We start from the raw sequence: 21,062 nt of genomic DNA, 5'->3' as shown, positions 1-21,062 counted from the left end.
CGCGGCTTCCGGGTCTATGCGGCCTTGGCGCGGATCACGACCCGGTCGAGGCTGCCGTCGCCGACGGCCTCCAGCTTGACGGAGTAGAGAGAGTCGCGACGCGTCGGGAAACTGAACGTTCCTGCCTGCGCGGTCACGTTGCCTTTTGCCTGCGTTTCCCAGGTGTAGACCGCCGTGACGGGCCGGCGCTTGACGACCCATTTATAGAGAGCCGGCGCTCCCGGCGGCACGATCACGTCGAACTCGGCTCGGCCATCGGCAAAGACCTGGGGCTGAACTTTGAGCGTTCGCCCGGCGATCCTCGTTTCCAGATATTGCGGACTGGCCCAGGTCTCGTGAATGAGGTGATGTGCCTGATCCGCGAGACGTGCCCGCGATCGCTCCAGACCCTCCACGCGGGGCCGAACCTTTGCCCGCTCGGGCGCCTTCGTCAGCACCATCACATTCGCCGTCAGCGTCACCCCGCGGCGGAAGGATACGATGGGCTTGGAGATCTGGTTGCCGGCGGCAAAGCCGTAATTCTGGTAGCGCTCGGGGTGAGGGCGGTTCAGGAGGTGGTCCTGCACGTAGCAATCGAACACGGGTTCGGCATGCAGCGGCGAAGCGTGGATCAGATCGACCAGATGGTTGGGGTCGAAGTAGTAATTGTGCGGAATGCGCTCGGTGACGCCGCCGAACGTGACGGCCGTCGTGAAGGCGTAGACGCCGCCGGGCTTCAGGACGCGATCGACCTCCCTGAAATGCCGCAGGAAATCCTCGTCATGGCCGATATGTTCGAAGGCGCCCGTCGACCAGCAGAAATCGAAACTCTCGTCGGGAAACCTGAGATCGCGCATATCCATGGCCATCGCATCGACCTTGCCGAAATCGACGGGCCAGGGCGCTTTCTTGCGGATCAGATCGCGCGGGCTTTCGGTGCGCACACCGATCCAGCCGGAATCGGGCAGATAGAGATCGGTGACGACGGTCTTGGCGACGCGGGGGACGATCGCATAGATCAGCTTTTCGGTTCCGGCGCCCATGGCCAGCCCGTGTGCACTGCCCTGCAACTTTCCCTTGGCGCCGAGAGCCCGAAAGATCATGGCGAATTCCCATGCCCGGCGCGAGCCGAACGGCACCGACCGGAGGTCGCGCCGAATGATCGCATCGATCTCCGGCTCGAAGAAATCATGGATGTCGCAGACTTTTTGCAAAGATAGTGGCATGTTCGGCCTCCCTGAACGGCAAACCTAACGAATACGCACACCTGTGGTCAATGACGGATACCACTTTAGATTTCAGGTCCCGGCGCCTGCTGCAGCATCTGCACGCCGTTGATCTTGTAGGTCCCGTCGGGTTGCAGGGTGAGCGAATAGAGCGCCGTCCAGTCCTTGCCATCCGGGCCGGAGATCAGCACTTCCTGCAAGACTGTCGAGCCATCGACCTTGCTCCGGCCGAAGGCGAAATTTCCAGGCCGGTAGACGGGCCGATAGCCGCGCTTCACCATCTCGAAGAACAGATCCTGGCTCGGAAACAGCCCCTTGATCTGAGGAGACGCAAACGAATACGCCGCCGCCGCATCGTCGTTCAGAAAGGCCTCGATCTGCCGCCCGATAATGGACCGCGCATTGTCCACCGGCTCGGCGGCATGTCCCGGCGACGACAGCAGCAGAGCCATTCCGACCCCAACACCCAAGACCCCACGCGCCATTGCCATCTCCCATCATTCGAGGCTGTAACGCTGAGCTTACGCCGATAGTGCCGGATGGGAAGAGCCATGATGCCGTGACGATGACGAGAAGGGCATGTCGCACTTCATCCTTGAACCCACCTTGGTTACATGACTGAATCACATAATATAGATTATGGAACATAGATGACCCTGCCTGCGCTGATACGGCCGGCAGCACGCCGTTCCGGGACGATATCCCTGAAACGCCGGGTCCATTCTATTGACGCGATGGCGGCAGCGCGTCTAATCCACGGAACGTTTTCTTCCCCCCAAGCGATGAGATGGCCCGTGACCGACACCAATCAGCGTATCCTCCCCGACGCCTTCATTCCCGAGCTTCCGGGACGCTACAACGGCAAGGTTCGGGAGAACTACGATCTGGCGGACGGGCGGCGGATCATCATCGCGACGGATCGGCTCAGCGCGTTCGACGTCGTGCTGACCGCCATTCCGTTCAAGGGACAGGTTCTCACGCAGACGGCGCGGTACTGGTTCGAGCAGACGGCGGATATCTGCCCGAACCATGTTCTCGACTATCCCGACCCGAACGTCGTGGTGGGAACGCGGCTCGATATCCTGCCTGTGGAAATCGTCGTGCGCGGCTATCTTGCGGGAACGACGAGCACATCGATCCTGACGAAATATCGCAACGGCGAGCGCTCCATGTACGGCACGCGCCTGCCGGACGGCATGAAGGACAATGAGAAGCTGCCGACGGCCATCATCACGCCGACGAGCAAGGCCTTCGACGGAGGTCATGACGAGCCGCTGTCGGCCGAGGAGATTCTTGCACAGAAGCTTCTGACGCCGGAGCAATGGCAAACGGTGTCGTCCTACGCGCTGGCACTCTTCCAGCGTGGACAGGAACTGGCGGCAAAGCGTGGGCTGATCCTCGTCGACACCAAATACGAGTTCGGCACCGACGCGTCCGGGCGCATCGTGCTGGCCGACGAGATCCACACGCCGGACAGCAGCCGCTACTGGATCGCGGAGAGCTATCCGGAAAGTTTCGCGACCGGCGGACGGCCGAAGAGCTTCGACAAGGACTTCGTGCGCGCCTGGGTCACCGAGCGTTGCGATCCCTACAAGGATCCGATCCCCGCAATCCCCGACGCGCTGATCAATCAAACGTCCAAGGTCTATATCGAGGCCTATGAGACGATCACCGGCAAGCGCTTCGAGCCCGATCTGCGCGGTGCGACCGTTCTCGACCGCGTCCGGGACAATCTCGCACCCTACTTCGGATAGAGCCCCCTTCAGACCTCGATCACGATCTGCAGACCGTCATAGGCCGGCTCCACGTGAGCCGGCGTTTCGCGCATGACGGTCTCATAGTCGAGCGGCACATGCATATGGGTCAGGATGGCGTGTTGCGGGGCGATCGTCTCGATCCAGCCGAGCGACTGTTCGAGCGAGAGATGGCTCGGATGATACTGATATTGTAGCGTATCGATCACCAGCGTGTCCAATCCGCCGAGTTTGTCGACCGTTTCCGGCGGAAAATCGCTGACATCGGTGCAGTAGGCGACGTCGCCGATGCGGAAGCCGAGCGAATGGATCGAGCCGTGCATCTGCAGCAGCGGCTGGAACGTGATCGTGCCGCCGGCGCCGTCAACCTCGAAGGGGTCGAGAGACGGCTCGATCAGGCAGGCCCGGATGATCGGCGGATAGTTGCTTCCGGGCGGAGATTCCAGACAGTAGCCGAACCCGTCGCGGATGCGCGCGAGTGTGAAGGCGTCGGCCCAGATCGGCGTCTGGCGCCGGTTGTGAATGACGAATCCCCGAAGGTCGTCGATGCCGTGGAGATGGTCGGCATGCGAATGCGTATAGACGACGGCGTCGAGGTCCCTCACCCCGGCCGATAGAAGCTGCTCGCGCAGGTCCGGGCCCGTGTCGATCAGAACCGTCGTCCGGCCGCCGTCCTCTGCCACCTGCTCGACCAGAAAGGCTGCCCGCAGCCTGCGGTTTTTCGGATTCTGCGGATCGCAGGCACCCCAGTCGCCGGTGATGCGCGGCACGCCCGGAGACGATCCGCAGCCGAGAATGGTGAAAATCCGCCGTGCCGCCATCGATGTCACCGGTTCAGGATCGCGGCATCTTGGAGAAGATGCGCAGCGCGTTTTCGGTGGTCACGGCCGCGATCGCGTCGATGGAAAGCCCGAGCGTTTCGCCGAGGACCTGCGCCGTGTGCGCGACGTAGGCCGGCTCATTGCGCTTGCCGCGAAACGGTTTCGGCGCGAGGTAGGGCGCATCGGTTTCCACCAGCAGCCGATCGTGCGGAACGCTGAGGGCGATAGCGCGCAGCTCTTCGGATTTCGGAAAGGTGAGGATGCCGGAAAAGGAGATATATCCGCCAAGCTCCACGCCGACCCGTGCCAGATCGGGCCCGGACGAGAAGCAATGCAGGATGAAGGGGAAAGCCCCCTTCCCCGTCTCGCGCGTGAGAATCTCCGCCATGTCGTCGTCCGCCGAGCGGCTGTGGATGACCAGCGGCAGACCGGTTTCGCGTGCAGCGGCGATGTGACGGTGCAGGCCGGTCTTCTGGTCTTCCGGCTTCTGCGTGTCGTAGAAATAATCGAGGCCCGCCTCGCCGATCGCGACCACCTTCGGATGCGCCGACAGCCGGACCAGATCCTCCGTCAGCACGTCCAGTTCCTCATCCGCATTGTTCGGATGGGTTCCGACCGAGCAGAACACGGTATCGTATCGCTCGGCGACCGCAAGAATCGTGTCGAAGCGTTTGACGCGCGTGCAGATGGTGACGAGCTTGTGGACGCCGATCTCGGCCGCGCGAGCCACGATGGCGTCCCGCTCGGCCTCGAAATCCGGAAAATCGAGGTGGCAATGCGTATCGATCAGCAAAGGGGCAACCACGGTCAAACCTCGGGCGGGACATAGCGCGGGAAGACCGGCTTCGGCGCTTCGAGGGGCGTTCCCGACGTCAGCCGGCCCGCCTCCCCGAGGAAAGCGAAGCTGCGGCGGTCTTCGGGCACCGCCACGAGATCCAGCAGCTTGGCCGAAGAGCCCGGCATGAAGGGCTGCAGCAGGATCGCCACCTGGCGCACGACCTCCGCTGTCACATAGAGCACCGTCGCCATGCGTTCGGGGTCGGTCTTTTTCAGAGCCCAAGGCTCCTGGCCTGCGAAATACCGGTCGGCTTCCGACACGACCGCGATAATGGAGGCGAGAACCTTGTGAATGGCGAGCGCGTCCATGTCGCTGCGCGTCGAGGCGTGCAGGGCGTCCGCCGAGGCAAGCATGGCCGCGTCGGCTTCGCTCAACGGGCCGCAAACCGGAATGGCGCCGTCGCAGTTCTTGACGATCATCGACAAAGAGCGGCTGGCAAGGTTGCCAATGCCGTTGGCGAGATCCGAATTGATCCGCGTCGCGATCGCCTCCTCGCTATAGCTCCCATCCTGCCCGAAGGAGACTTCGCGCATGAAGAAATAGCGGATCGGGTCGAGACCGAAATGCTCCACCAGATTGACCGGATCGACCACATTGCCGAGGGATTTCGACATCTTCTCGCCCTTGTTGAGCAGGAAGCCGTGGGCGAAAACCTTTTTCGGCAGCGGCAGGCCGGCCGACATCAGGAAGGCGGGCCAGTAGACGGCATGGAAGCGGATAATGTCCTTGCCGATCATGTGGATGCTCGCCGGCCAGTACTTGGCGCGCGGGCCTTCCGGGTCCGTCAGGGCGCCGGTGGCCGTGATGTAGTTCGTCAGAGCATCGACCCAGACATACATGACATGTGCCGGATCGCCGGGCACGGGAATGCCCCAGTCGAACGTCGTGCGCGACATGGAGAGGTCTTTCAGGCCCGATTTGACGAACGAGATAACCTCGTTGCGGCGCTCGGCGGGACCGATGAAATCCGGATTGTCTTCGTAGTGCTGGAGCAGCCGGTCCTGATAGGCGGAGAGGCGGAAGAAATAGCTCGCCTCCTCCACCCACTCCACGGGCGTGCCCTGCGGTCCGTAGCGCACGCCATCGGCGCGGACTTCGGTCTCGCTTTCCTGATAGTACGCCTCGTCACGCACGGAGTACCAGCCGGAATAGGCATCCTTGTAGAGGTCGCCGGCGTCAGCCATCCTGTTCCAGATAACCTTCGCGGCCTCGTGGTGGCGCGGCTCTGTCGTTCGGATGTAATCGTCGTTCGAGCCTTCGAGCAGCTTCACCATCGCCTGGAATTCGGCCGCATTGCGATCCGCCAGTTCCCCGGGCGTCAGGCCTTCCCGGCGTGCCGTCTGTTGCATCTTCTGCCCGTGCTCGTCCGTCCCCGTCAGAAAGAAGACGTCTCGCCCGTCCAGCCGCTCGAACCGCGCCACGACATCGGTCGCGATCAGCTCATAGGCATGGCCGATATGCGGACGCCCGTTGGGGTAGGCGATGGCGGTGGTGATGTAGAAGGGGGATGTGTCTGTCATGGCAATTGTGAACTTCTGGCTGTGAGCTTTTCTGGCCTGCCCCGCTCTTAAACCATCCCACGGGCGGTGGGAATGGAAACCCTGCAAAAAGCGACCGGGCTTCTTGACGGAAATGGTCTGCAGGAACAAAAAAGGAACGAAGGGAGAGAGGGTCATGTTGGGAAAATTGCAGAAAGACTTCGAGCGGGCCTCTGTTCGCTATGCGGAAACGACCGGCATTCTGCGGGACGACGACTGGTTCATCCTCAAGCTCGTCGAGGAGATGGGCGAGGTCACGCAAGCATGGAACCGGCTGAGCGGACGGGCGCGCCGAAAGGGCCTCGACGAGGAGACGTTGAGAACCGCCTTGGAAGACGAGACCGCCGATCTCCTCGGCCATGTCCTGCTCTTCGCCCATCGGCACGGGCTCGATCTCGATGCCGCCGTCGAACGGAAGTGGCGCTTTTCGCCTGTTGGAACGGATGGGACTGCACCCTGATCTCTAGAACCGGCCGGCCGTCCTGAGATCATCGAGAATCGAGAGGACGGTCTGCTTGCGGTCGAGATTGTAGGCGTCGGCGACCGTCAGCCGCTCGGACAGGTCCGAGGAAAGCCGCGCGAAACGTTCGGCCGCGGCCAGATCGCCGCCAAGGCCGGCCGCCTTGGCCTGTGCGTTTACGTGGCGCGCGACAAGCGTCGCGAAAAAGGCAAATATCGTATCGCTGTCCTTCGCCGCCAGAATGTCGCCGAGCTTGTGCATCTCGCGTCGCGCCGGCGCGTCGTCGGGATGGCCGAGCATGTGGTCGAAGGCGTCGATGATGTCGAGTCCGCCATAATTGATGAGCTTCAACGCCTCCGAAACGCTGCCCTTCGCGGCCGCAAGCACGCGCTCGCCCCGCTCCCCCTCCAGCCGGATGTCGAGATGCGCCAGTGCCCGGGTCATGTCGTCGTCGGCAAGGGGTTTTAGTGCCAGTGGCAGGCAGCGCGAGCGGATGGTGGGCAGAAGGCGGCCGGGTGTGTGGGTGAGAACGAGGAACATCGACCGCTTCGGCGGCTCCTCCAGAATCTTGAGGATGGCATTGGCCGCATTCCGGTTGAGATCGTCGGCCGGGTCGATGATGATGATGCGCCAGTTGCCGGTACCCGAGGTTTGCGCGAAGAACCGCCCTGCCCGGCGCACCTCGTCCACCGTGATCGCACTTTTTACCTTGCCGGTCTTCTCATCCACCGGACGCGTGAGGTGCAGAACATTGTGCGACGACCCGGCCGCAATCTGCCGGCTGACGACAGAACCCGGATCGGGATCGGCAATTTCCGGCGGCGCATCGGCCGGCTCGGGATGGCTGAGAATGTGGTTGGCGAAGCGAAAGGCGAGCGTCGCCTTGCCGATGCCCTCCGGCCCCTCGATGAGAATGGCATGATGTCCCTTGCCGGAGCGATAGCCGGCCGCGAGAAAAGCCTGCGCCTCTTGGTGCCCGAACAGCGCGCTGTTGTCGGATGGCGCGATCGCGCCGTCGAGGACATCGGATCGACCGTCGGTCATGCGTCTCGCCTTTCCGCCTGCCGCTCCGCGATGCGCGCTTCCACGGTTGCCAGCACATCGTGTGCAATGGCATCGACGGACCGGGAGGCATCGACCACGCGACACCGCGCGGGATCGCGCGCGGCAATATCGAGAAAGGCCTCGCGGCGCTTCTCATGCGTTTCCAGTTCTTCCTTCTCGAAGCGATCCGGCACGGCACTCGCCATGTCCGCGGCCTCCGACGCCCGCGCCCGCGCCCGCGCGAGCCCGCTCGCTGCCGGCATGTCGAGAATGATGGTGATGTCGGGGCGTAGCCCATTGATCGCCAGCCGCTCCAGACCGTCGATGAGGGCTTCGGGAAGATTGCCGGTGATGCCCTGGTAGACGCGGGAGGAGTCCATGAAACGGTCGCAGAGGACCATGCAGCCACTTTCCAGCGCGGGGCGGATCACGGTTTCCACATGGTCGCTGCGTGCGGCGGCAAAGAGCAGCGCTTCCATGCGAACCCCGTAGGATTCCGCAGCCCCTGACAGGATCACGTGCCGCACCGCTTCGGCCCCGGCGGAACCACCGGGCTCGCGGGTGATGCGCACGGCATGGCCTTGCGCTTCCAGCGCACTGGCCAGACGACGGATCTGGGTCGATTTGCCGACCCCCTCGCCGCCTTCGAATGTCACGAACATCGCATCAGCCGTCAATTCATTGCCTCAATCGTCGCGATCCCAAGCCCGGAGAACGGACAAGGGGAGACGTTCCAGTAACCTATTGTGCATCGTCTGAAAACACGCGTGCCGGAAAAGGACGCAAGGCCGCCCGAACAGGCCCGGCGCCACAGACAGGAGTCGTCAAAGCCAGAAAAACAGCAGTTCCTTCAGGGCATCCGCAGCACGGCTCGTCAGCGACCCGGCCTCGACCGATGCTGCAGTCTTCAGCGGCACCTCCCGCAACAACTGCTCTCCGTTCCAGATGCGCAGCGTGCCCGCGACCTCCCCTGCCCGCACGGGCACCGTCAGAGGCCAGCGATAGACGACGCGGGCGGTCAGCTTCGCGGGTGTTTTTACCGGAAGCAGAATATCGACGGGGCTCGCCGTCACCAGCCCGACGGAAGCGCGATCGCCGCCGTAGACGCTGGCTTCCGCCACCGTCTCGCCTCCGGCAAAGAGCCGCTTCTCCGAGAAGTTCGTCATGGCCCAGTCGAACACGCGCCTTGCCTCGGCCAAACGGTCCTTGTCCGTCGCCAACCCGTTCAGCGCCAGATCGACGCGCCGCCCGTCCCGCTCCATGGATGCGACGAGGCCGTAGCCGTAACCTTCGGCAAAACCGGTGACATAGCCGTCGACGCCGATATTGGCGAAGATCAGCGGATTCCGGTTTCGCTGGCGGATCTTGTTCCACTCGAACTCGGCCTGGCGGAAAAGCGGAATATCGTCGGGATAGGACGTGCGGAGATGGCGCGCGAGCATCACGAGGTCCCGCATCGTCGTGAGATTGCCGTCGGCCGGCAGGCCTGTGGGATTGGCGAAGGTCGATGCCTTCAGCCCGATCGCCCGTGCCCGGGCCGTCATGCGTTCCGCAAACCCAGCCTCGCTGCCGACCATGCCCTCGGCAAGGACGATGCAGGCATCATTGGCATATTGAACGACGACGCCCTGAAGCAGATCCCCGACCGACACGCGGGAATTCAGCGCCGCAAACATCGCCGATGTGCCGGAGGGCGCCCCGCCCGTCCGCCAGGCATGTTCGCTGACGGGAAACAGCGACTCGCGCGAAAGGCTCCCGTCCTTCAGTGCCGAGAGCACCAGCTCCACCGTCATCATCTTGGCCATGGAGGCCGGGGGAACGGCCTCGTCGGCTGCTTTCTCCAGAAGAACGGTTTCCGTCAGCGCATCGATGACGAGTGCCTGGCGCGCCTTCGTCTCGAACTCCTGCGCGCCGGACGCGGTGCTGCAGAGCGCAAGCGCCAGTGCCAGCGCCCATGTCCTGCAGAGCATGCGCCGCCTCACGAAGCCTCCCCCGGGGTCGCCCCCATCTCGCCCACCTTAGCGAGCGTTGCGTTTGGCATGTGCGATGATGGCGGAGGAGGTCAAAGCATGCGGATCGACCATGATGGCATCGAACGCGGTCTCCGAGGTGCTGACGCGCGCTTCCACATAGGCTGCAGCGTAGAGAACGCCGTTTCCCGGCTTGCCGAAGGTGCTCGGACGCTCTGCCGGGATCGGGCCGACATCCGGCAAGGTCACGAAGGCCTCGAGCGCGTCCATGGCGCCCGGCGCGCGCAGGACATGCTGCGGCTCGGCAAGGGCCGTCATCGAGGAGGCACTGTCAAGCGAGGGATGCGCGGACGGCGCGACAGAATTGCGTGCGGGCTGCGGCACGGGCGCCTTGGCGGGAATGGATACCGTTCCGAGGTCCGACGATCCGAGGCTCTTCATCTGCCGGGCCAGCGGTTCGTTCGACGCGACCATGACGCCCGACGCGATCTGCCCTTCCGGCGCGATACCCGGTACGCGGCTGCCCTTGGCGGCATAGGATGCCATCAGATAGGGCATATCGTTGCCCTCGAGCGGCGCGCGGCCCACATACTGGACGCGAACCTGCGCGCTGCCCTTGCGCTTGATGTCGAGGAGATCGGCCGTCTTGGAGGAAACATCGATGATACGGCCGTATTCGTAGGGTCCCCGATCGTTCACGCGCACGATGACCGACGAGCCGTTCTCGACATTCGTCACGCGCGCATAGCTGGGCAGCGGAAAGGTGGGATGGGCCGCAGACAGATGCGCCGTATCATAGACCTCGCCATTGGCCGTGAGGCGACCATGGAAGGCCGAGCCGTACCACGAGGAGATACCGACCTTGTTGTAGCTGAAGTCCTCTTTCGGCGTGTACCACTTGTCCTTAACCTTGTAGGGCTTGCCGACCTGATAACGCCCGCCGCCCTTCGGAATGTTCTTGCCGTCGGCGACGCGGGGGCTCGCCTTGACGCCATAGACCGACTCCGGAAAATACTCTTTGCTCCGCTTTTTCGGCGCCTCGACCTGCGCCGTGGTTCCGCAGGACGTCAGTGCCAGGCAGATCGCCGGAACGGCGGCAAAGCCAGCACCCCTTGCGAGGAAACGTGCATATTGTCTGAAAGTCATCTGTCCCACATTGCCGCTGTCTGACGAAATCGGAACGCTCAAGCCCCTCATGGGCGGACCGATCGTATCAAAAGGATACAGTCGTCAAAAATGACAGCAACATGGCGTAAATGCGAATGCGGGCTTCGCGCTCCGCCGGGAATTCGTGTTTATGGTTAACGAGTGGTTGCGATCGCAAGATCGCCAGCTCTACTCCCGTCAGCAAACATATTCGATAATCGTGTAATTCACGCCCACGATACGGCCGCGCGGATCGCGTACGAAGGACGGAATATACTGCTCCTCCGGCGGCACGCAAATATCTGCCGTCTCTTCGCTGGCAGAGCCACCTGCGGGAGTCGTATTGTAAAACGCGGCGACGACAACGTCGTCCCGAGCGTAGGATGCCGGATCTCCGAGAGCAGCAACAGCCGGCTTGGAAAACGCAGCACCGAGGCTCAAAGCCATGCACATTCCGACCTTCCGCATCTCTGTATCTCCGTTGCCATGATGATATACGCCAGGAACACCCCCAATCTGCTTTTGTTCCAAACCTTAACGGACCATCGGATGCCGGCCCTCGCCGACCATCCGCATCAAACCCCGAGTTGACGAGGGCCCCCTCAAACGATAATCCAACCAGACCCTCGCGCGCCAAAAGTCTCTGGAAGAGTGTCCGAGTGGTTTAAGGAACCGGTCTTGAAAACCGGCGTGCGGGAGACCGTACCGTGGGTTCGAATCCCACCTCTTCCGCCATTTCCGTTGTTTTTATTGGTTTATTTGGGTTTTATTATCCTCTGTCATAACTCAGAAAAAACCGCTCGCTGTGACAGCGAGCGGCCGGCAGCAGCATACGCCGCGCCTTGAGCTGTGCACTCGGGTGGTGAGCCCGCGAGGTGGTGGATGCACATGCTCTGTATTTTGGTGGCCCGCCCTGAACTCGAATCAGGAACCTCCAGGGTAGAAAACCGGTGCGCTATCCAATTGCGCCAGCGGGCCGAAACTTCTAGTGCAGGTGCCCTGCCGTCTCGGCCAGCAGGTTCAAGGCTCGTGACAGACCGTCCCTCATTGCGCCCTCATCGTCCTCATCGGGCAGCATAGCGGTTGCCATGTAGAGCAACTCAAGCTGCTGCTTGAGGTCATCAAGGCCGGAAGCGACCTGGACACTCACGACAGTGACAACAGGCGTCTTGCCGAAGGCGGCGTCATTGTTCTGCTCGAATGCCGCGTAGTAGGTGTCACGAGCTTCCAGAGCGGCGGTCTCGGCCGTTTCGAGCACAGAGCAGGCCGCTGTTACGCGGTGCTCTGAGAGCGACCCCAGCCCCTTGTTCTCCCGCAGAAGGTTCCAGACAAACTCATTGGCCAGAACCGCATGATTGGCCGCGGCGCATATCGGATCCTCGACGTCTGCAAATATTACCTTCTCGTTTACCATTATCCCAGCTCCTCGTTGCGTCTTTCTGTTTAACAAGCTATAACGATGTTCAATAGTCGTCAACAACAATGTTAAACAAAGTTCAACAAAACTGAGGGGCAAGAAATGGTACGTGCGGCGAGCATCGGGATACGGCTGGCTCCGGAGGTTCGCGAAGCCCTTGAGGAGGCGGCAAAGGCAGACAGAAGATCGATGTCAGCATATGTCGAGTACCTGATCATCCGCGACCTTGAAGACAAAGGCTTTCTGCCGAAGGGCGCTGCTGAGTGAATATGGCCGCTTAAGATCGCTTGATGCGTTTGACAAATTTGTAAAACAATACAATATCTTAGTATAGAATAATTTCCGCATCCTCGTTGCCCAGGTCGCCAATGTTGGCTATGCTAGCCTTATCGACCAGGAGAGGCGTATGTTCAGACGGCGCGACGACAACGACCTAGCGGTTCTGGTCTCATTGAACCAAGCGGCCATCATGACAAGCATGTCTCGAACGATGGTCAACGCCTACAGAACATCCGGACGATTCCCGGCTGCCGTCGATCTTGGCGATCGACGAATTGCCTTCGTGAAGAGCGAGGTGATGGAGTGGATCCAAAAGAAGATTGAGGCGAGAATTGCGGAGCAGGTGCGCAGCGGTAAGAGCTAGGGGCTACCACCCTCACCGCGCCAAAGTCCCGATCATGAGCCGATTGCCCTCGCGGTTCCCGCATTGGCAGACGAGCTTCTCCTTAAAATGGTTCAGGCTCATGTCGGCCCCGACTTTCCTGCGCACGACATCCATGTCGAGCCATCCGACATTCCCGCACTTCGGGCAGGTGCCGCCGAGGATCTCGTACTGCGGCAAGTCGCCGATAAGCCGCCACAGATCGTAACTGGCGTCTCTGGCACGGGCCGGCTTGAATGGCGCGGACATTTCCGTGCGCAGATCGATCGAGCGCGGATGCTTCACCGTCAGCCCTCCTGAGCTGGTATGCGCTCGAATGCGGGTACCCAGCCCCTCCCCATACCTTTCGAGAGCAAGCACGAGGCGGTGTGCAGCTGCGACTGGAAGAACAGGGAATCCGCCAACACAGACTTCAGCGCCGCCCGGTGATCGCCGTTGTAGGAGGCGATGATCTCCTCGGCTAAGGTGTCAGCGGACATATGAACGGCATCGGATTGCTGGACACGGTGAGGCATTGCGCTAGTCATTGCGAGACTCTCGGTTGGGAATGTTTTCTAATACTGCGGACTATGTTCCCATTTTGTTCTGGTAGTCGATGAGAGTCAAGCGCTGGTTTCCCGGGTTCGCATCTTTGTGGGGAGAGCATGCGGCGCGCCGTATTGACCAGCCACTCCCTGCCATCTAGCTTGTATTCGCGGTTCACCAACCCGCACACACCACATTGAGGAGACGCAACAACGCCGTCGGCACACCGGTGCCGCGGGCGGACCTGTTTTCTCCTAGGAGGCCTGTGGTGGTTCTCAAACTCATCAAACGAAAAGACAGCCCGAATCTATGGCTCCGCGGAAACGTGCGGGGCATCGCCGTCTACGAGTCGACGAAGACCGCGGACACTGACGCGGCCGAAACCATCCGCGTCCTGCGTGAGCGCGATCTGCTGGACGAAAGCATCTTCGGAAAAAAGTCGGTCGTGACCTTTAAGACTGCGGCCGATGCGTACCTAGTCGGAGGAGGATCCGCGCGGTTCCTCACACCGCTCGTGAACGCCTTTGGCAACAGGCTCCTCCGAGACATCCACCAGAGCGACCTCGATCTGCTGTCGCTAAAGCTCTATCCCGACACAACCGCCGTCACACGCAATCGTCAACTCTTCACGCCATTCATCGCAGTCTGGAATCACGCCGCGAGAAACGAGTGGGCAGAGCCCAGGCAATGGGCACGCCCGAGGAAGCAGAAGGGTACGCGGCGTCGACCGACCACGAGCAGATCGGGAACCCGCCCAGTAGCCTACGAGCGAGCCGCTGAGTTCGTATCGAACATGTCACCTGCCCCTGCGATGGTCATGACGGCGCTGTTCTACACAGGCATGCGACCAGTTGAGCTTTTCACGCTTGAGCCGAGCGACATTGATGTGGCCGGCAGATGGCTCACGCTCGAGCACACCAAGACTGGAGAGCCACGGGGCGTTCCGATGCACGAGTTCCTGGTGCCGCTCTTCACGTCGCTGTTGAAGCGCAAGAAGGGGCCGCCGCAAGTCTTCCAGAACTATCGCGGGACTGCTTACCAAATTTTCGAGGAGCGAGGCGGCCAGCTCAATGGATCCATACGCGGCACGAGAGCGCGGCTGGCAAAGCGCGGTATCCGCATCGATGACGTGAGCCCCTACACTGGCAGGCACACGGTCTCGACGCAGCTGGTCATCAACCAGATCCACCCGCACATTAAGGACCAGATCTTGGGTCACGCCGTGGACAGCATGAGCCGCCACTACACGAATGTGCCGCAGGCGCCCCTTATCGAGGCGATCAATACCCTTCCCGTTCCGGACATCTGGCGTGCAATGCCGTGGTGGGCGGATCCGCTTGGTTATGTCGGCAAGCACGTGAAATGGGGCGCTGGTTCATGACACAGAGCACCGTGACCCCTCGTCTCCTCACCAAGAGCCAGGCGGCGGCCTACTGCGGGCTGTCGATCTCAACCTTCGGCGGGGTGTGCCCGGTGAGAGCGGTTGCGCTCGGAGATAGCGTCCGGATGCACCGTTATGATGTGCGCGACCTCGATGCGTGGATCGACAGCTTCAAAAGTGGGCAACCAGCCGGCAAGTCGGCTCTACGCTCCGCCCTTGACCGCTTGTCTTCACCAACCGAACTCGACGACCGACACGTGAAGGTCCTGCGATTTATGCGCGACCATCCGGAATGCGAGACTGCCGCAGAGATCCCTGGCGCCGGTGAAACGACCCTGGCAATGCTCGCTGGCAAATCGATGGTGCGCGAGCTCGCTAAGGACGCGAAGGGCAAGCGCAGGTTCACGCTGACAAAGGACGGCAAGGCGGAGATGCGGAAGATTGAGGCGTGGGAATTGGAAGGGAGGAGGTGATGACCGACCCCCTTACTTCCCTCCCCATGTTCGCGACCGACAAGCAGATCGCGGTCGCGATCGTTGGCAAGGAGCGGGCGGACTACTACATCAAGGCGGTCATCCCGCAGCTCATGCGCAAGGGCTTTCCGCAGGTCGACCCGCTGCATGATGGCCGATCAGTGCCGTTGGTCCTAAAATTCTACGACGGATACTTCGGGATCACGGCAGGGTTTGCGGCGACGGCGCCAGATGGCGAGGAGCGGCTTGGGCAGTCATTGGGGAGGAAAACGAAAAAGTAGGGGATGCATAGTCATCTAGCGCCAAGACCATGAAAGCCCCTCGAGCGGGTTAGGGCTAAGGAAGCTACTCTAGAGCCGTGTCACGTGGAGGTTACCCCCGTCCCGAACGGCGTAGGCTTCGCGCAAACCCAGCATTTTCAAGAAGACCGGTCTCGTTCCGTTCTCGTCTGTTCTGGTTCTGTCTCGCGCAGCGGTCCGCAATCGGTCCGTAATGATCAGGACTCAGACTTAAGTGCACGCTGTGAAGCTGGCATCGTCGTGTCATCGCGAAGCCCATGGATAAAGCTCTCGATGGAAATCCTTGGAGTGGATACCAACTGATAAAGCGCTCGTATAGTCGCCAGACCCGTCAAGATAGCCACGCAGACAAACACGGTTTGGATAAGACTTGCCTTGAATATCCATACATCGACAAAGCTAGATGTCACGATCGTAGTGAGTACAGCCAGAAACGTGCCTAGCCATTTTGCCCACTCATTTCTCCTCTCATGTCGCTTGAGAAATGCTGTTAAGCGTAATTCCAGCCTGTCTTCCGTGATCTTAATCGTATTTTGTGCGGTATTATTGCTCTCAAGCACGACATCGACTGTGCCTGTCGTAAGTTCGCTTTCTTGATATATAGGTCCTGATGACTGACCAATGATCATTGCACAGCGCTCATGAACTGTATTTCGATCTTATCGACGGTGCCTATGCGCCAGTGAGCCAAAACGAAAGTGATGTCTAATCCGCTTTTGCCACTCTTACCAAGACTTGCTGGCTGATTGGTGGTAGTGCCAAGGGGATTGTTCCAGTTTCTCAGAGTTAACTGCGCAATGTTAGATCCGACTGCTTCAATATCCAGCGACGGAGGGCCACCATTTTCAATTAGGGAAATAGCGACCTGAAGTTGCCAGCCATCTACTTCCATCGGAACGATGACTCTCTCACCTTGCGGGATCAACAAAGAAACACTCTTAAAAACTTCGTATTTTCCTAAAATAATATTCATGTGGCTCCCTTTGCTATTTGCCTCAAGCTAGCGCCTACGGACTAAATTCGCAATTGGAACGCGGAATTATCCGACCATGCTACGGCGGTCAGCAAGTGGCATACTCAGCTTGGGAAGCTTCCAGAACCGCCAGCCATTTCAAGGCGGCGTGTCACTCAAGTGTGCCAAACGCACCTATCGGCGCACGCTTGGAAGGGGGGATAGAAATCCCCTAAGAACACCTCCCAAATATAGTTGATTTTATTTTAAAAAAATTTCAGTTTCCATAACGGTCAATTTTATGTGTGTAGGGGGAACATTATGGCTATTTCTAAACAGGACATCTCCTTCTCGGCCGAAGATGTCGATATCGGAAAAGTACTCGGGGTCGATCTCTCTGACTTCAAGACAACGCTTTTTTCCAAGGAATACGTCGGCTCCGGCGAATATGCGAGTCTCGCGGCCAATTTCGATTACACCTATGATGTCAAAGTCGGTCTGGATCTTGAGCTTTCCTCGCCGTCGCTCGGAGAGTTCGATCTGACGTACCCAATGTTTGCAGGTCTTGAACTTCCCGACGAGATCACGGCAGGGGCGGCCTATCTCGTTGGAACGACGAATGACTTCTTTGTGGAGGGGGCCGTTCTGGCAGCGGAAAGCCTAAATTTCGGCGGACTCGAGCTCAGTGCGAAACTGCAGGCAGCAGCCTCGCTGACGAATATCGAGGTTGGAAATCTTTTCGAGACACCGCTTTTTACGTCGGCCGACATCGCTGTGGCGACGAAAGATCCCGTGTCAGTTCCGCTTGTCACCATCGATTCTCTTTCCGGCGGTCGTGAGCTGATCGACGGGCTCGATCTAGAGTTTGCGACACCTTCCGGCGAAGAGAAAAACACGCTGCAGGACGGAACAGGTCCGACCGGCGTCCTCGTTCCTCTTACTTTGCCGATCGAAGAGCCTCTCGTTTCTCTTGAGCTCAATCCGATCGAGTTTCTGGATATCATTCCGGCCCTTGCAGCACTCGATTTCCTAACCGAAGAATACAAGGTAGCCATCGGCGACTATAATTTCGAACTCGAATACACGATTGTGGCGCCGGAAATCGTCGGTGGCTACGGCCTCGTTCAGACGTTCAGCTTCGAGCCGAGCAACATCCTCACGAAGATCCAGATCGGGACCGAGACCTATTCCGGCAAGATCGGAGACGATTTCACGTTCATTGCTCCGACGGATCTCTCTAAACCCCTGACGGGTCAGATCACCTATGAGCTAGTCGGCAATGTCGATGTCTCCTACTCCCTTGCACCGATCGGAAAAGTCGGTATGGAAATCCTTTCCGGTGAGGTGTCTCTCGATGGACCGGTGCTGTCGCCGGATATTACCTTCGGTCCCCTCGCTAACTTCGATTACAGCTGGTCTCTTACTGACGGGCGCTACGACCTCTACAAGACAAGCATCCCGATCTCCGTCGATATGATCGCTCCGGTCGTCCAGAAATTCGAGATTCCGGTCGGCAAGGGCCAGGATATCGCTTTCGTGATCGATACGACCGGCAGCATGTCGGATGATATCGATGCCGTTCGGGCGCAATCCGCAGCCATCCTAGACACTATTTTCGACGCGGACAGGGGGTTCAGCAATTCTCGCGTCGCGGTCGTTGGCTACAACGATCCCGAAACGGAAACCATTCTCTCCTTCACGGAGCATGCGACGTTAGGGGAGCGCAAGGCCGCTGCGATCGACGCGATCAATTCTATTTCGGTCGGGGGCGGAGGCGACTATCCGGAAGCTGTCAATGCCGGACTGCTTAGGGCGCTGAACGGCGGAGCGGGCGAGTGGCGGGAGGATGCGGCGGCGCGCCGTATCGTTCTTTTTGGAGACGCACCGCCAAACGACCCGGAACTGGAGGGTCAGGTCCGGGCGCTTGCGGCGGATCTCGGGGTCAAGCTGTCTGGCGGCATCGTTTCCAAGGCGATCGCACCGTCGGTCTACATGTCGACGTTTGCGATGGCGGCCGCCGCCGGCGGGACGTCGATCCCTGTCCAGATCTTCACCGTCGTCATAGGCAGCGACCCGGATGTCGTCGATTACTTCGGTGATCTGTCCACCTCGACGGGCGGGGTGAGTTTTTCGGCATCGAATGCAGCAGAAGCAGCGGGCGCTTTGCTCAAAGTCCTCGAAACACCCATCTACAGCCTGTCCGTCGATACGTCGTCGGTCGTTGAAGGCAATGCCGGCACGCAGAGCGTCGTGTTCACAATTTCCCGTGATAGCGCAGACAGTGCTGCGATCGTCGCGCTCCAGAGTATCGGATCGGCCGACTCGACGGATGTGTCGGGATTGGTCTCGTCGCTCGCATTGGCGGTCGGAGAGAAAGTGAAGACGGTGACGCTGACGATCAACGGTGACGTTACATTCGAAAGCGACGAACTGGTCGGCCTCCAGATCTCCGGCATCGATGAAGCCGCCACGATCGCGGTCGGCAGCGCTCAGGTTATCATCGTCAACGACGATCCGGAAAAACCCGCGCCGACTGAGGGACCCGACCGTCTGGAAGGCAGCTCCGGCGACGATGTCATCTCCGGCCTCGGGGGCGCGGATATCATCAACGGGCTTGGCGGCAACGACAGGCTGTGGGGCGATTCCGGACAGGACCGTATCTTGGGCGGGGATGGCAACGACGTGCTCTATGGCGGCGCGGATATCGATCGCCTGTTCGGAGGCCTCGGGGACGACTGGATCGACGGTGGCGCTGACAACGACGTTCTCCTGGGAGACGACGGAAACGATAGGCTTTACGGAGCTGCTGGAAACGATACGCTCACCGGCGGGCTCGGCAACGATACGCTCACCGGCGGGCTCGGCAATGATCGGCTGGATGGTGGCCTGGGCAATGATCGGCTGGATGGTGGCGTCGGAGGCGATAAACTATTCGGCGGCGTCGGCGCCGATACTTTCGCTTTCACGTCTGTCAAAGACAGCTACGGCACGGGAGCGACGCGCGATAGCATATTCGATTTCTTCCTTCTCGAGAGAGATCGCATCGACTTATCGGTCATTGACGCAAACACCAAAGCTGCCGGCAATCAGGCTTTCTCATACATCGGCACAGCTGGCTTCCATGGAAAAGCGGGCGAACTTCGCTATGAGAAACTCAAGTCGGACACGATCGTCTATGCCGATACGAACGGCGACAAGAAGGCCGACTTCGTTCTGCACTTTGATGATCCGCTCAACTTGCAGAAGGGCTTCTTCCTTCTCTAACTTCCCGTCGACGCTCCCACCCCGCAGAACAAATGGCGCGGGGTGGGTCAAGTCTCGCCGCGCAGCGTCTCTCAGGAAGCTGCGATATCTTGGTCGAGAGCGAAATTCGGCTCGCATAGAGCCCGCGCCCCGCTCTTATGATCGTCTGTGACCGTAACCGACAGGTAGATGTCCTGATCGAAGCTCCAGCCCTCGTACTGGATGAAAAAACCATCTCTCGTGGTCTGCGTCTCCGGCATGCCGAAGATGAGAGCAGAAAGTGCACACGCCTGTTCTGCCCCAAGATCCCGTGATGGGTCGAAGTCTTCGCCGACAATGACGCGGAACCGGCTTTCGTAGGAATTCATACACCTAGATTTAGGACGGGACGGCACGGGGGCTACCCTGCGACACGCAAAAAAGCCCCCTCGCCGGTTAGGGCAAGGGGGCGCGCATTTCAGGTCTTGGGAGGACCGCGGAGACTGTAACCAGGCAACGGTGCAGCCAGCCTCCGAAGCAGCAGTATGCAGGTGAAGCTTGAGCGAGACTACCCTACCAGATGAGGTGGGGGCACGGGCGGCTGGAGGGCATCAGCAGGAGGCTTTTGCCCCAGCCAGGCTACAGCCTGAGAGCTTGGGAACCGTGGCATGCATTGAAGATTACTGTGGAAGCGTGATGGCTTCAAACAGCATTGCAACGTTGACACATCGCCACGCGAAGACCGCGCCGCCTTAGCGACGGCTGTTCATTTGAAAGGGAACCTTGCTTTGGATGAAGAAAGAGCGTTTGCTCCACCCTGAGTGGAGTGACGGAGACTGAAAATGGGCGAAGCGAAACGCCGAAAAGCATCGGATGCAAACTACGGAAACCCTATCCGTGGGCTGATCGTTAGCCCTCCGATAGATATTAATAAGAGCAGAATATATATTAAGAGTCACCAAATTGACCGACAGGAGCTCAAAGCAGCGCTGCTGTTTTTTGATAAATTAGTCTGGCCCTCGTCACGTGCGGTTCACTTCGGTAGCGGACCAGAGGAGGAGTTTCTAGAAGCTGAAGGAATACTAGCTCGACCTGAATACACCTACAACGGTGATTTTGCGCAAGCGTTAGAGTCTGTCTGCGGGTAACGGAATCGGGGGCTGGCATTTTGTGTTGTTTTCTGATTCCGTATGGATTTTAGCGGGAGGCTTTCAGCAATGCCGAAGTCACTTTCGTTGGATTTGCGCAGCCGGATTGCGGCGGCTGTCGTGCAGGGTGAATCGGTTCGATCTGTTGCGCGACGGTTCGATGTGTCGGCTGCGAGTGCGGTGCGGCTTGGGCAGAAGTTGCGGGCGG

General features: G+C 60.0%; 25 protein-coding genes and 2 tRNA genes. 11 read left to right on the top strand and 16 right to left on the bottom strand.

All coding sequences use genetic code 11. The annotated features are described in order from the left end of the window. Window positions 1-14: 14 nt before the first annotated feature. Both LRX75_RS21545 and LRX75_RS21540 read right to left on the bottom strand, forming a co-directional pair. On the bottom strand, window positions 15-1,205 hold the full coding sequence (locus tag LRX75_RS21545) for a class I SAM-dependent methyltransferase (protein WP_231816687.1): 1,191 nt from the start codon (window positions 1,203-1,205) through the stop codon (window positions 15-17). 65 nt (window positions 1,206-1,270) lie between these two features. After that, window positions 1,271-1,657: a DUF4864 domain-containing protein gene (locus LRX75_RS21540; protein WP_231816686.1), complete on the bottom strand. Its 387-nt coding sequence runs from the start codon at window positions 1,655-1,657 to the stop codon at window positions 1,271-1,273. Window positions 1,658-1,999: 342 nt separating this feature from the next. On the opposite strand from LRX75_RS21540, the gene LRX75_RS21535 reads away from it, so the two are divergent. After that, window positions 2,000-2,959, top strand: coding sequence for a phosphoribosylaminoimidazolesuccinocarboxamide synthase (locus LRX75_RS21535; protein ID WP_338110346.1), 960 nt, complete (start codon window positions 2,000-2,002; stop codon window positions 2,957-2,959). A gap of 8 nt (window positions 2,960-2,967) precedes the next feature. On the opposite strand, the gene LRX75_RS21530 is transcribed toward LRX75_RS21535, so the two are convergent. From LRX75_RS21530 to metG, 3 genes are read right to left on the bottom strand one after another with little or no spacing between them, the layout of a single operon-like run. Then, a complete protein-coding gene (locus LRX75_RS21530; protein WP_231816684.1) occupies window positions 2,968-3,780 on the bottom strand; it encodes an MBL fold metallo-hydrolase in 813 nt (270 codons plus the stop codon). Between the two features lie 13 nt (window positions 3,781-3,793). After that, window positions 3,794-4,573: a TatD family hydrolase gene (locus tag LRX75_RS21525; RefSeq protein WP_231816735.1), complete on the bottom strand. Its 780-nt coding sequence runs from the start codon at window positions 4,571-4,573 to the stop codon at window positions 3,794-3,796. A 14-nt stretch (window positions 4,574-4,587) separates the two neighbouring features. Next, complete coding sequence (metG, locus tag LRX75_RS21520; RefSeq protein WP_231816683.1) at window positions 4,588-6,138, bottom strand: methionine--tRNA ligase; 1,551 nt, start codon at window positions 6,136-6,138, stop codon at window positions 4,588-4,590. 154 nt (window positions 6,139-6,292) lie between these two features. Here metG and LRX75_RS21515 point away from each other — a divergent pair, with 154 nt between their 5' ends. Next, window positions 6,293-6,616 carry a nucleoside triphosphate pyrophosphohydrolase family protein gene (locus tag LRX75_RS21515; protein ID WP_231816682.1) on the top strand — a complete coding sequence of 108 codons (324 nt, stop codon included), beginning with the start codon at window positions 6,293-6,295 and terminating at the stop codon, window positions 6,614-6,616. Window positions 6,617-6,619: 3 nt separating this feature from the next. Here the strand turns inward: LRX75_RS21515 and LRX75_RS21510 are convergent, their stop codons facing one another. From LRX75_RS21510 to LRX75_RS21490, 5 genes are all read right to left on the bottom strand, one after another. Further along, window positions 6,620-7,660: a DNA polymerase III subunit delta' gene (locus LRX75_RS21510; RefSeq protein ID WP_231816681.1), complete on the bottom strand. Its 1,041-nt coding sequence runs from the start codon at window positions 7,658-7,660 to the stop codon at window positions 6,620-6,622. Beyond that, window positions 7,657-8,322 (bottom strand): dTMP kinase, encoded by a 666-nt coding sequence (tmk, locus tag LRX75_RS21505; RefSeq protein WP_231816680.1) that lies wholly within the window; start codon window positions 8,320-8,322, stop codon window positions 7,657-7,659. Before tmk ends, LRX75_RS21510 begins: the two co-directional genes overlap by 4 nt. A 162-nt stretch (window positions 8,323-8,484) precedes the next feature. Continuing rightward, a complete protein-coding gene (locus LRX75_RS21500; protein ID WP_231816679.1) occupies window positions 8,485-9,630 on the bottom strand; it encodes a D-alanyl-D-alanine carboxypeptidase family protein in 1,146 nt (381 codons plus the stop codon). A gap of 48 nt (window positions 9,631-9,678) precedes the next feature. Then, window positions 9,679-10,776: a septal ring lytic transglycosylase RlpA family protein gene (locus LRX75_RS21495; protein WP_231816678.1), complete on the bottom strand. Its 1,098-nt coding sequence runs from the start codon at window positions 10,774-10,776 to the stop codon at window positions 9,679-9,681. 198 nt (window positions 10,777-10,974) lie between these two features. Next, on the bottom strand, window positions 10,975-11,223 hold the full coding sequence (locus LRX75_RS21490; RefSeq protein WP_231816677.1) for a hypothetical protein: 249 nt from the start codon (window positions 11,221-11,223) through the stop codon (window positions 10,975-10,977). Between the two features lie 198 nt (window positions 11,224-11,421). On the opposite strand from LRX75_RS21490, the gene LRX75_RS21485 reads away from it, so the two are divergent. Continuing rightward, window positions 11,422-11,511, top strand: a tRNA-Ser gene (locus tag LRX75_RS21485). 166 nt (window positions 11,512-11,677) lie between these two features. On the opposite strand, the gene LRX75_RS21480 is transcribed toward LRX75_RS21485, so the two are convergent. Together LRX75_RS21480 and LRX75_RS21475 are read right to left on the bottom strand one after the other, a co-directional pair. Then, window positions 11,678-11,754 (bottom strand) — tRNA-OTHER (locus LRX75_RS21480). A gap of 7 nt (window positions 11,755-11,761) precedes the next feature. Beyond that, a complete protein-coding gene (locus LRX75_RS21475; RefSeq protein WP_231816676.1) occupies window positions 11,762-12,190 on the bottom strand; it encodes a hypothetical protein in 429 nt (142 codons plus the stop codon). A gap of 105 nt (window positions 12,191-12,295) precedes the next feature. On the opposite strand from LRX75_RS21475, the gene LRX75_RS21470 reads away from it, so the two are divergent. Then, a complete protein-coding gene (locus LRX75_RS21470; protein ID WP_231816675.1) occupies window positions 12,296-12,460 on the top strand; it encodes a YlcI/YnfO family protein in 165 nt (54 codons plus the stop codon). Between the two features lie 139 nt (window positions 12,461-12,599). Next, window positions 12,600-12,836 (top strand): helix-turn-helix transcriptional regulator, encoded by a 237-nt coding sequence (locus LRX75_RS21465; RefSeq protein ID WP_231816674.1) that lies wholly within the window; start codon window positions 12,600-12,602, stop codon window positions 12,834-12,836. A gap of 12 nt (window positions 12,837-12,848) precedes the next feature. Here the strand turns inward: LRX75_RS21465 and LRX75_RS21460 are convergent, their stop codons facing one another. Continuing rightward, entirely contained in the window at window positions 12,849-13,139 is a 291-nt protein-coding gene (locus LRX75_RS21460) for a hypothetical protein (protein ID WP_231816673.1), read from the bottom strand. A 508-nt stretch (window positions 13,140-13,647) separates the two neighbouring features. On the opposite strand from LRX75_RS21460, the gene LRX75_RS21455 reads away from it, so the two are divergent. The 3 genes from LRX75_RS21455 to LRX75_RS21445 are packed head-to-tail and all read left to right on the top strand — an operon-like array spanning window position 13,648 to window position 15,514. After that, window positions 13,648-14,760, top strand: coding sequence for a tyrosine-type recombinase/integrase (locus LRX75_RS21455; protein ID WP_231816672.1), 1,113 nt, complete (start codon window positions 13,648-13,650; stop codon window positions 14,758-14,760). Next, window positions 14,757-15,233 carry a M14 family metallopeptidase gene (locus LRX75_RS21450; protein WP_231816671.1) on the top strand — a complete coding sequence of 159 codons (477 nt, stop codon included), beginning with the start codon at window positions 14,757-14,759 and terminating at the stop codon, window positions 15,231-15,233. Before LRX75_RS21455 ends, LRX75_RS21450 begins: the two co-directional genes overlap by 4 nt. After that, a complete protein-coding gene (locus LRX75_RS21445) occupies window positions 15,233-15,514 on the top strand; it encodes a hypothetical protein (RefSeq protein WP_231816670.1) in 282 nt (93 codons plus the stop codon). The genes LRX75_RS21450 and LRX75_RS21445 overlap by 1 nt, the downstream gene beginning before the upstream one ends. A 215-nt stretch (window positions 15,515-15,729) precedes the next feature. Here LRX75_RS21445 and LRX75_RS21440 read toward each other — a convergent pair whose 3' ends face one another. After that, a complete protein-coding gene (locus tag LRX75_RS21440) occupies window positions 15,730-16,161 on the bottom strand; it encodes a hypothetical protein (RefSeq protein WP_231816669.1) in 432 nt (143 codons plus the stop codon). Further along, window positions 16,158-16,505, bottom strand: coding sequence for a DUF6864 domain-containing function (locus tag LRX75_RS21435; RefSeq protein ID WP_231816668.1), 348 nt, complete (start codon window positions 16,503-16,505; stop codon window positions 16,158-16,160). Before LRX75_RS21435 ends, LRX75_RS21440 begins: the two co-directional genes overlap by 4 nt. 300 nt (window positions 16,506-16,805) lie before the next feature. Here LRX75_RS21435 and LRX75_RS23320 point away from each other — a divergent pair, with 300 nt between their 5' ends. Then, entirely contained in the window at window positions 16,806-19,748 is a 2,943-nt protein-coding gene (locus tag LRX75_RS23320) for a VWA domain-containing protein (RefSeq protein WP_269456301.1), read from the top strand. Between the two features lie 71 nt (window positions 19,749-19,819). On the opposite strand, the gene LRX75_RS21420 is transcribed toward LRX75_RS23320, so the two are convergent. After that, entirely contained in the window at window positions 19,820-20,095 is a 276-nt protein-coding gene (locus tag LRX75_RS21420) for a hypothetical protein (protein ID WP_231816667.1), read from the bottom strand. A gap of 453 nt (window positions 20,096-20,548) precedes the next feature. On the opposite strand from LRX75_RS21420, the gene LRX75_RS21415 reads away from it, so the two are divergent. Both LRX75_RS21415 and LRX75_RS23475 read left to right on the top strand, forming a co-directional pair. Further along, window positions 20,549-20,854, top strand: a complete 306-nt coding sequence (locus LRX75_RS21415) for a hypothetical protein (RefSeq protein WP_231816666.1) — start codon at window positions 20,549-20,551, stop codon at window positions 20,852-20,854. 42 nt (window positions 20,855-20,896) lie between these two features. Beyond that, the coding region (locus LRX75_RS23475; RefSeq protein ID WP_420851177.1) for a helix-turn-helix domain-containing protein at window positions 20,897-21,062 on the top strand (166 nt) is incomplete at its 3' end.

The sequence above is a fragment of the Rhizobium quercicola genome, from assembly GCF_021168455.1.
Taxonomy (GTDB): domain Bacteria; phylum Pseudomonadota; class Alphaproteobacteria; order Rhizobiales; family Rhizobiaceae; genus Ferranicluibacter; species Ferranicluibacter quercicola.
This window is presented reverse-complemented; position numbering and strand designations above follow the sequence as displayed.

Excerpts from the sequence above, each read along its gene's own strand:
- LRX75_RS21545 (WP_231816687.1), bottom strand. The coding sequence starts at position 1,205 with ATGCCACTATCTTTGCAAAAAGTCTGCGACATCCATGATTTCTTCGAG.
- LRX75_RS21540 (WP_231816686.1), bottom strand. The coding sequence starts at position 1,657 with ATGGCTCTGCTGCTGTCGTCGCCGGGACATGCCGCCGAGCCGGTGGAC.
- LRX75_RS21530 (WP_231816684.1), bottom strand. The coding sequence starts at position 3,780 with ATGGCGGCACGGCGGATTTTCACCATTCTCGGCTGCGGATCGTCTCCG.
- metG (WP_231816683.1), bottom strand. The coding sequence starts at position 6,138 with ATGACAGACACATCCCCCTTCTACATCACCACCGCCATCGCCTACCCC.
- LRX75_RS21515 (WP_231816682.1), top strand. The coding sequence starts at position 6,293 with ATGTTGGGAAAATTGCAGAAAGACTTCGAGCGGGCCTCTGTTCGCTAT.
- LRX75_RS21510 (WP_231816681.1), bottom strand. The coding sequence starts at position 7,660 with ATGACCGACGGTCGATCCGATGTCCTCGACGGCGCGATCGCGCCATCC.
- tmk (WP_231816680.1), bottom strand. The coding sequence starts at position 8,322 with ATGTTCGTGACATTCGAAGGCGGCGAGGGGGTCGGCAAATCGACCCAG.
- LRX75_RS21500 (WP_231816679.1), bottom strand. The coding sequence starts at position 9,630 with ATGCTCTGCAGGACATGGGCGCTGGCACTGGCGCTTGCGCTCTGCAGC.
- LRX75_RS21495 (WP_231816678.1), bottom strand. The coding sequence starts at position 10,776 with ATGACTTTCAGACAATATGCACGTTTCCTCGCAAGGGGTGCTGGCTTT.
- LRX75_RS21490 (WP_231816677.1), bottom strand. The coding sequence starts at position 11,223 with ATGGCTTTGAGCCTCGGTGCTGCGTTTTCCAAGCCGGCTGTTGCTGCT.
- LRX75_RS21475 (WP_231816676.1), bottom strand. The coding sequence starts at position 12,190 with ATGGTAAACGAGAAGGTAATATTTGCAGACGTCGAGGATCCGATATGC.
- LRX75_RS21470 (WP_231816675.1), top strand. The coding sequence starts at position 12,296 with ATGGTACGTGCGGCGAGCATCGGGATACGGCTGGCTCCGGAGGTTCGC.
- LRX75_RS21465 (WP_231816674.1), top strand. The coding sequence starts at position 12,600 with ATGTTCAGACGGCGCGACGACAACGACCTAGCGGTTCTGGTCTCATTG.
- LRX75_RS21450 (WP_231816671.1), top strand. The coding sequence starts at position 14,757 with ATGACACAGAGCACCGTGACCCCTCGTCTCCTCACCAAGAGCCAGGCG.
- LRX75_RS21445 (WP_231816670.1), top strand. The coding sequence starts at position 15,233 with ATGACCGACCCCCTTACTTCCCTCCCCATGTTCGCGACCGACAAGCAG.
- LRX75_RS21440 (WP_231816669.1), bottom strand. The coding sequence starts at position 16,161 with ATGATCATTGGTCAGTCATCAGGACCTATATATCAAGAAAGCGAACTT.
- LRX75_RS21435 (WP_231816668.1), bottom strand. The coding sequence starts at position 16,505 with ATGAATATTATTTTAGGAAAATACGAAGTTTTTAAGAGTGTTTCTTTG.
- LRX75_RS23320 (WP_269456301.1), top strand. The coding sequence starts at position 16,806 with ATGGCTATTTCTAAACAGGACATCTCCTTCTCGGCCGAAGATGTCGAT.
- LRX75_RS21420 (WP_231816667.1), bottom strand. The coding sequence starts at position 20,095 with ATGAATTCCTACGAAAGCCGGTTCCGCGTCATTGTCGGCGAAGACTTC.
- LRX75_RS21415 (WP_231816666.1), top strand. The coding sequence starts at position 20,549 with ATGGGCGAAGCGAAACGCCGAAAAGCATCGGATGCAAACTACGGAAAC.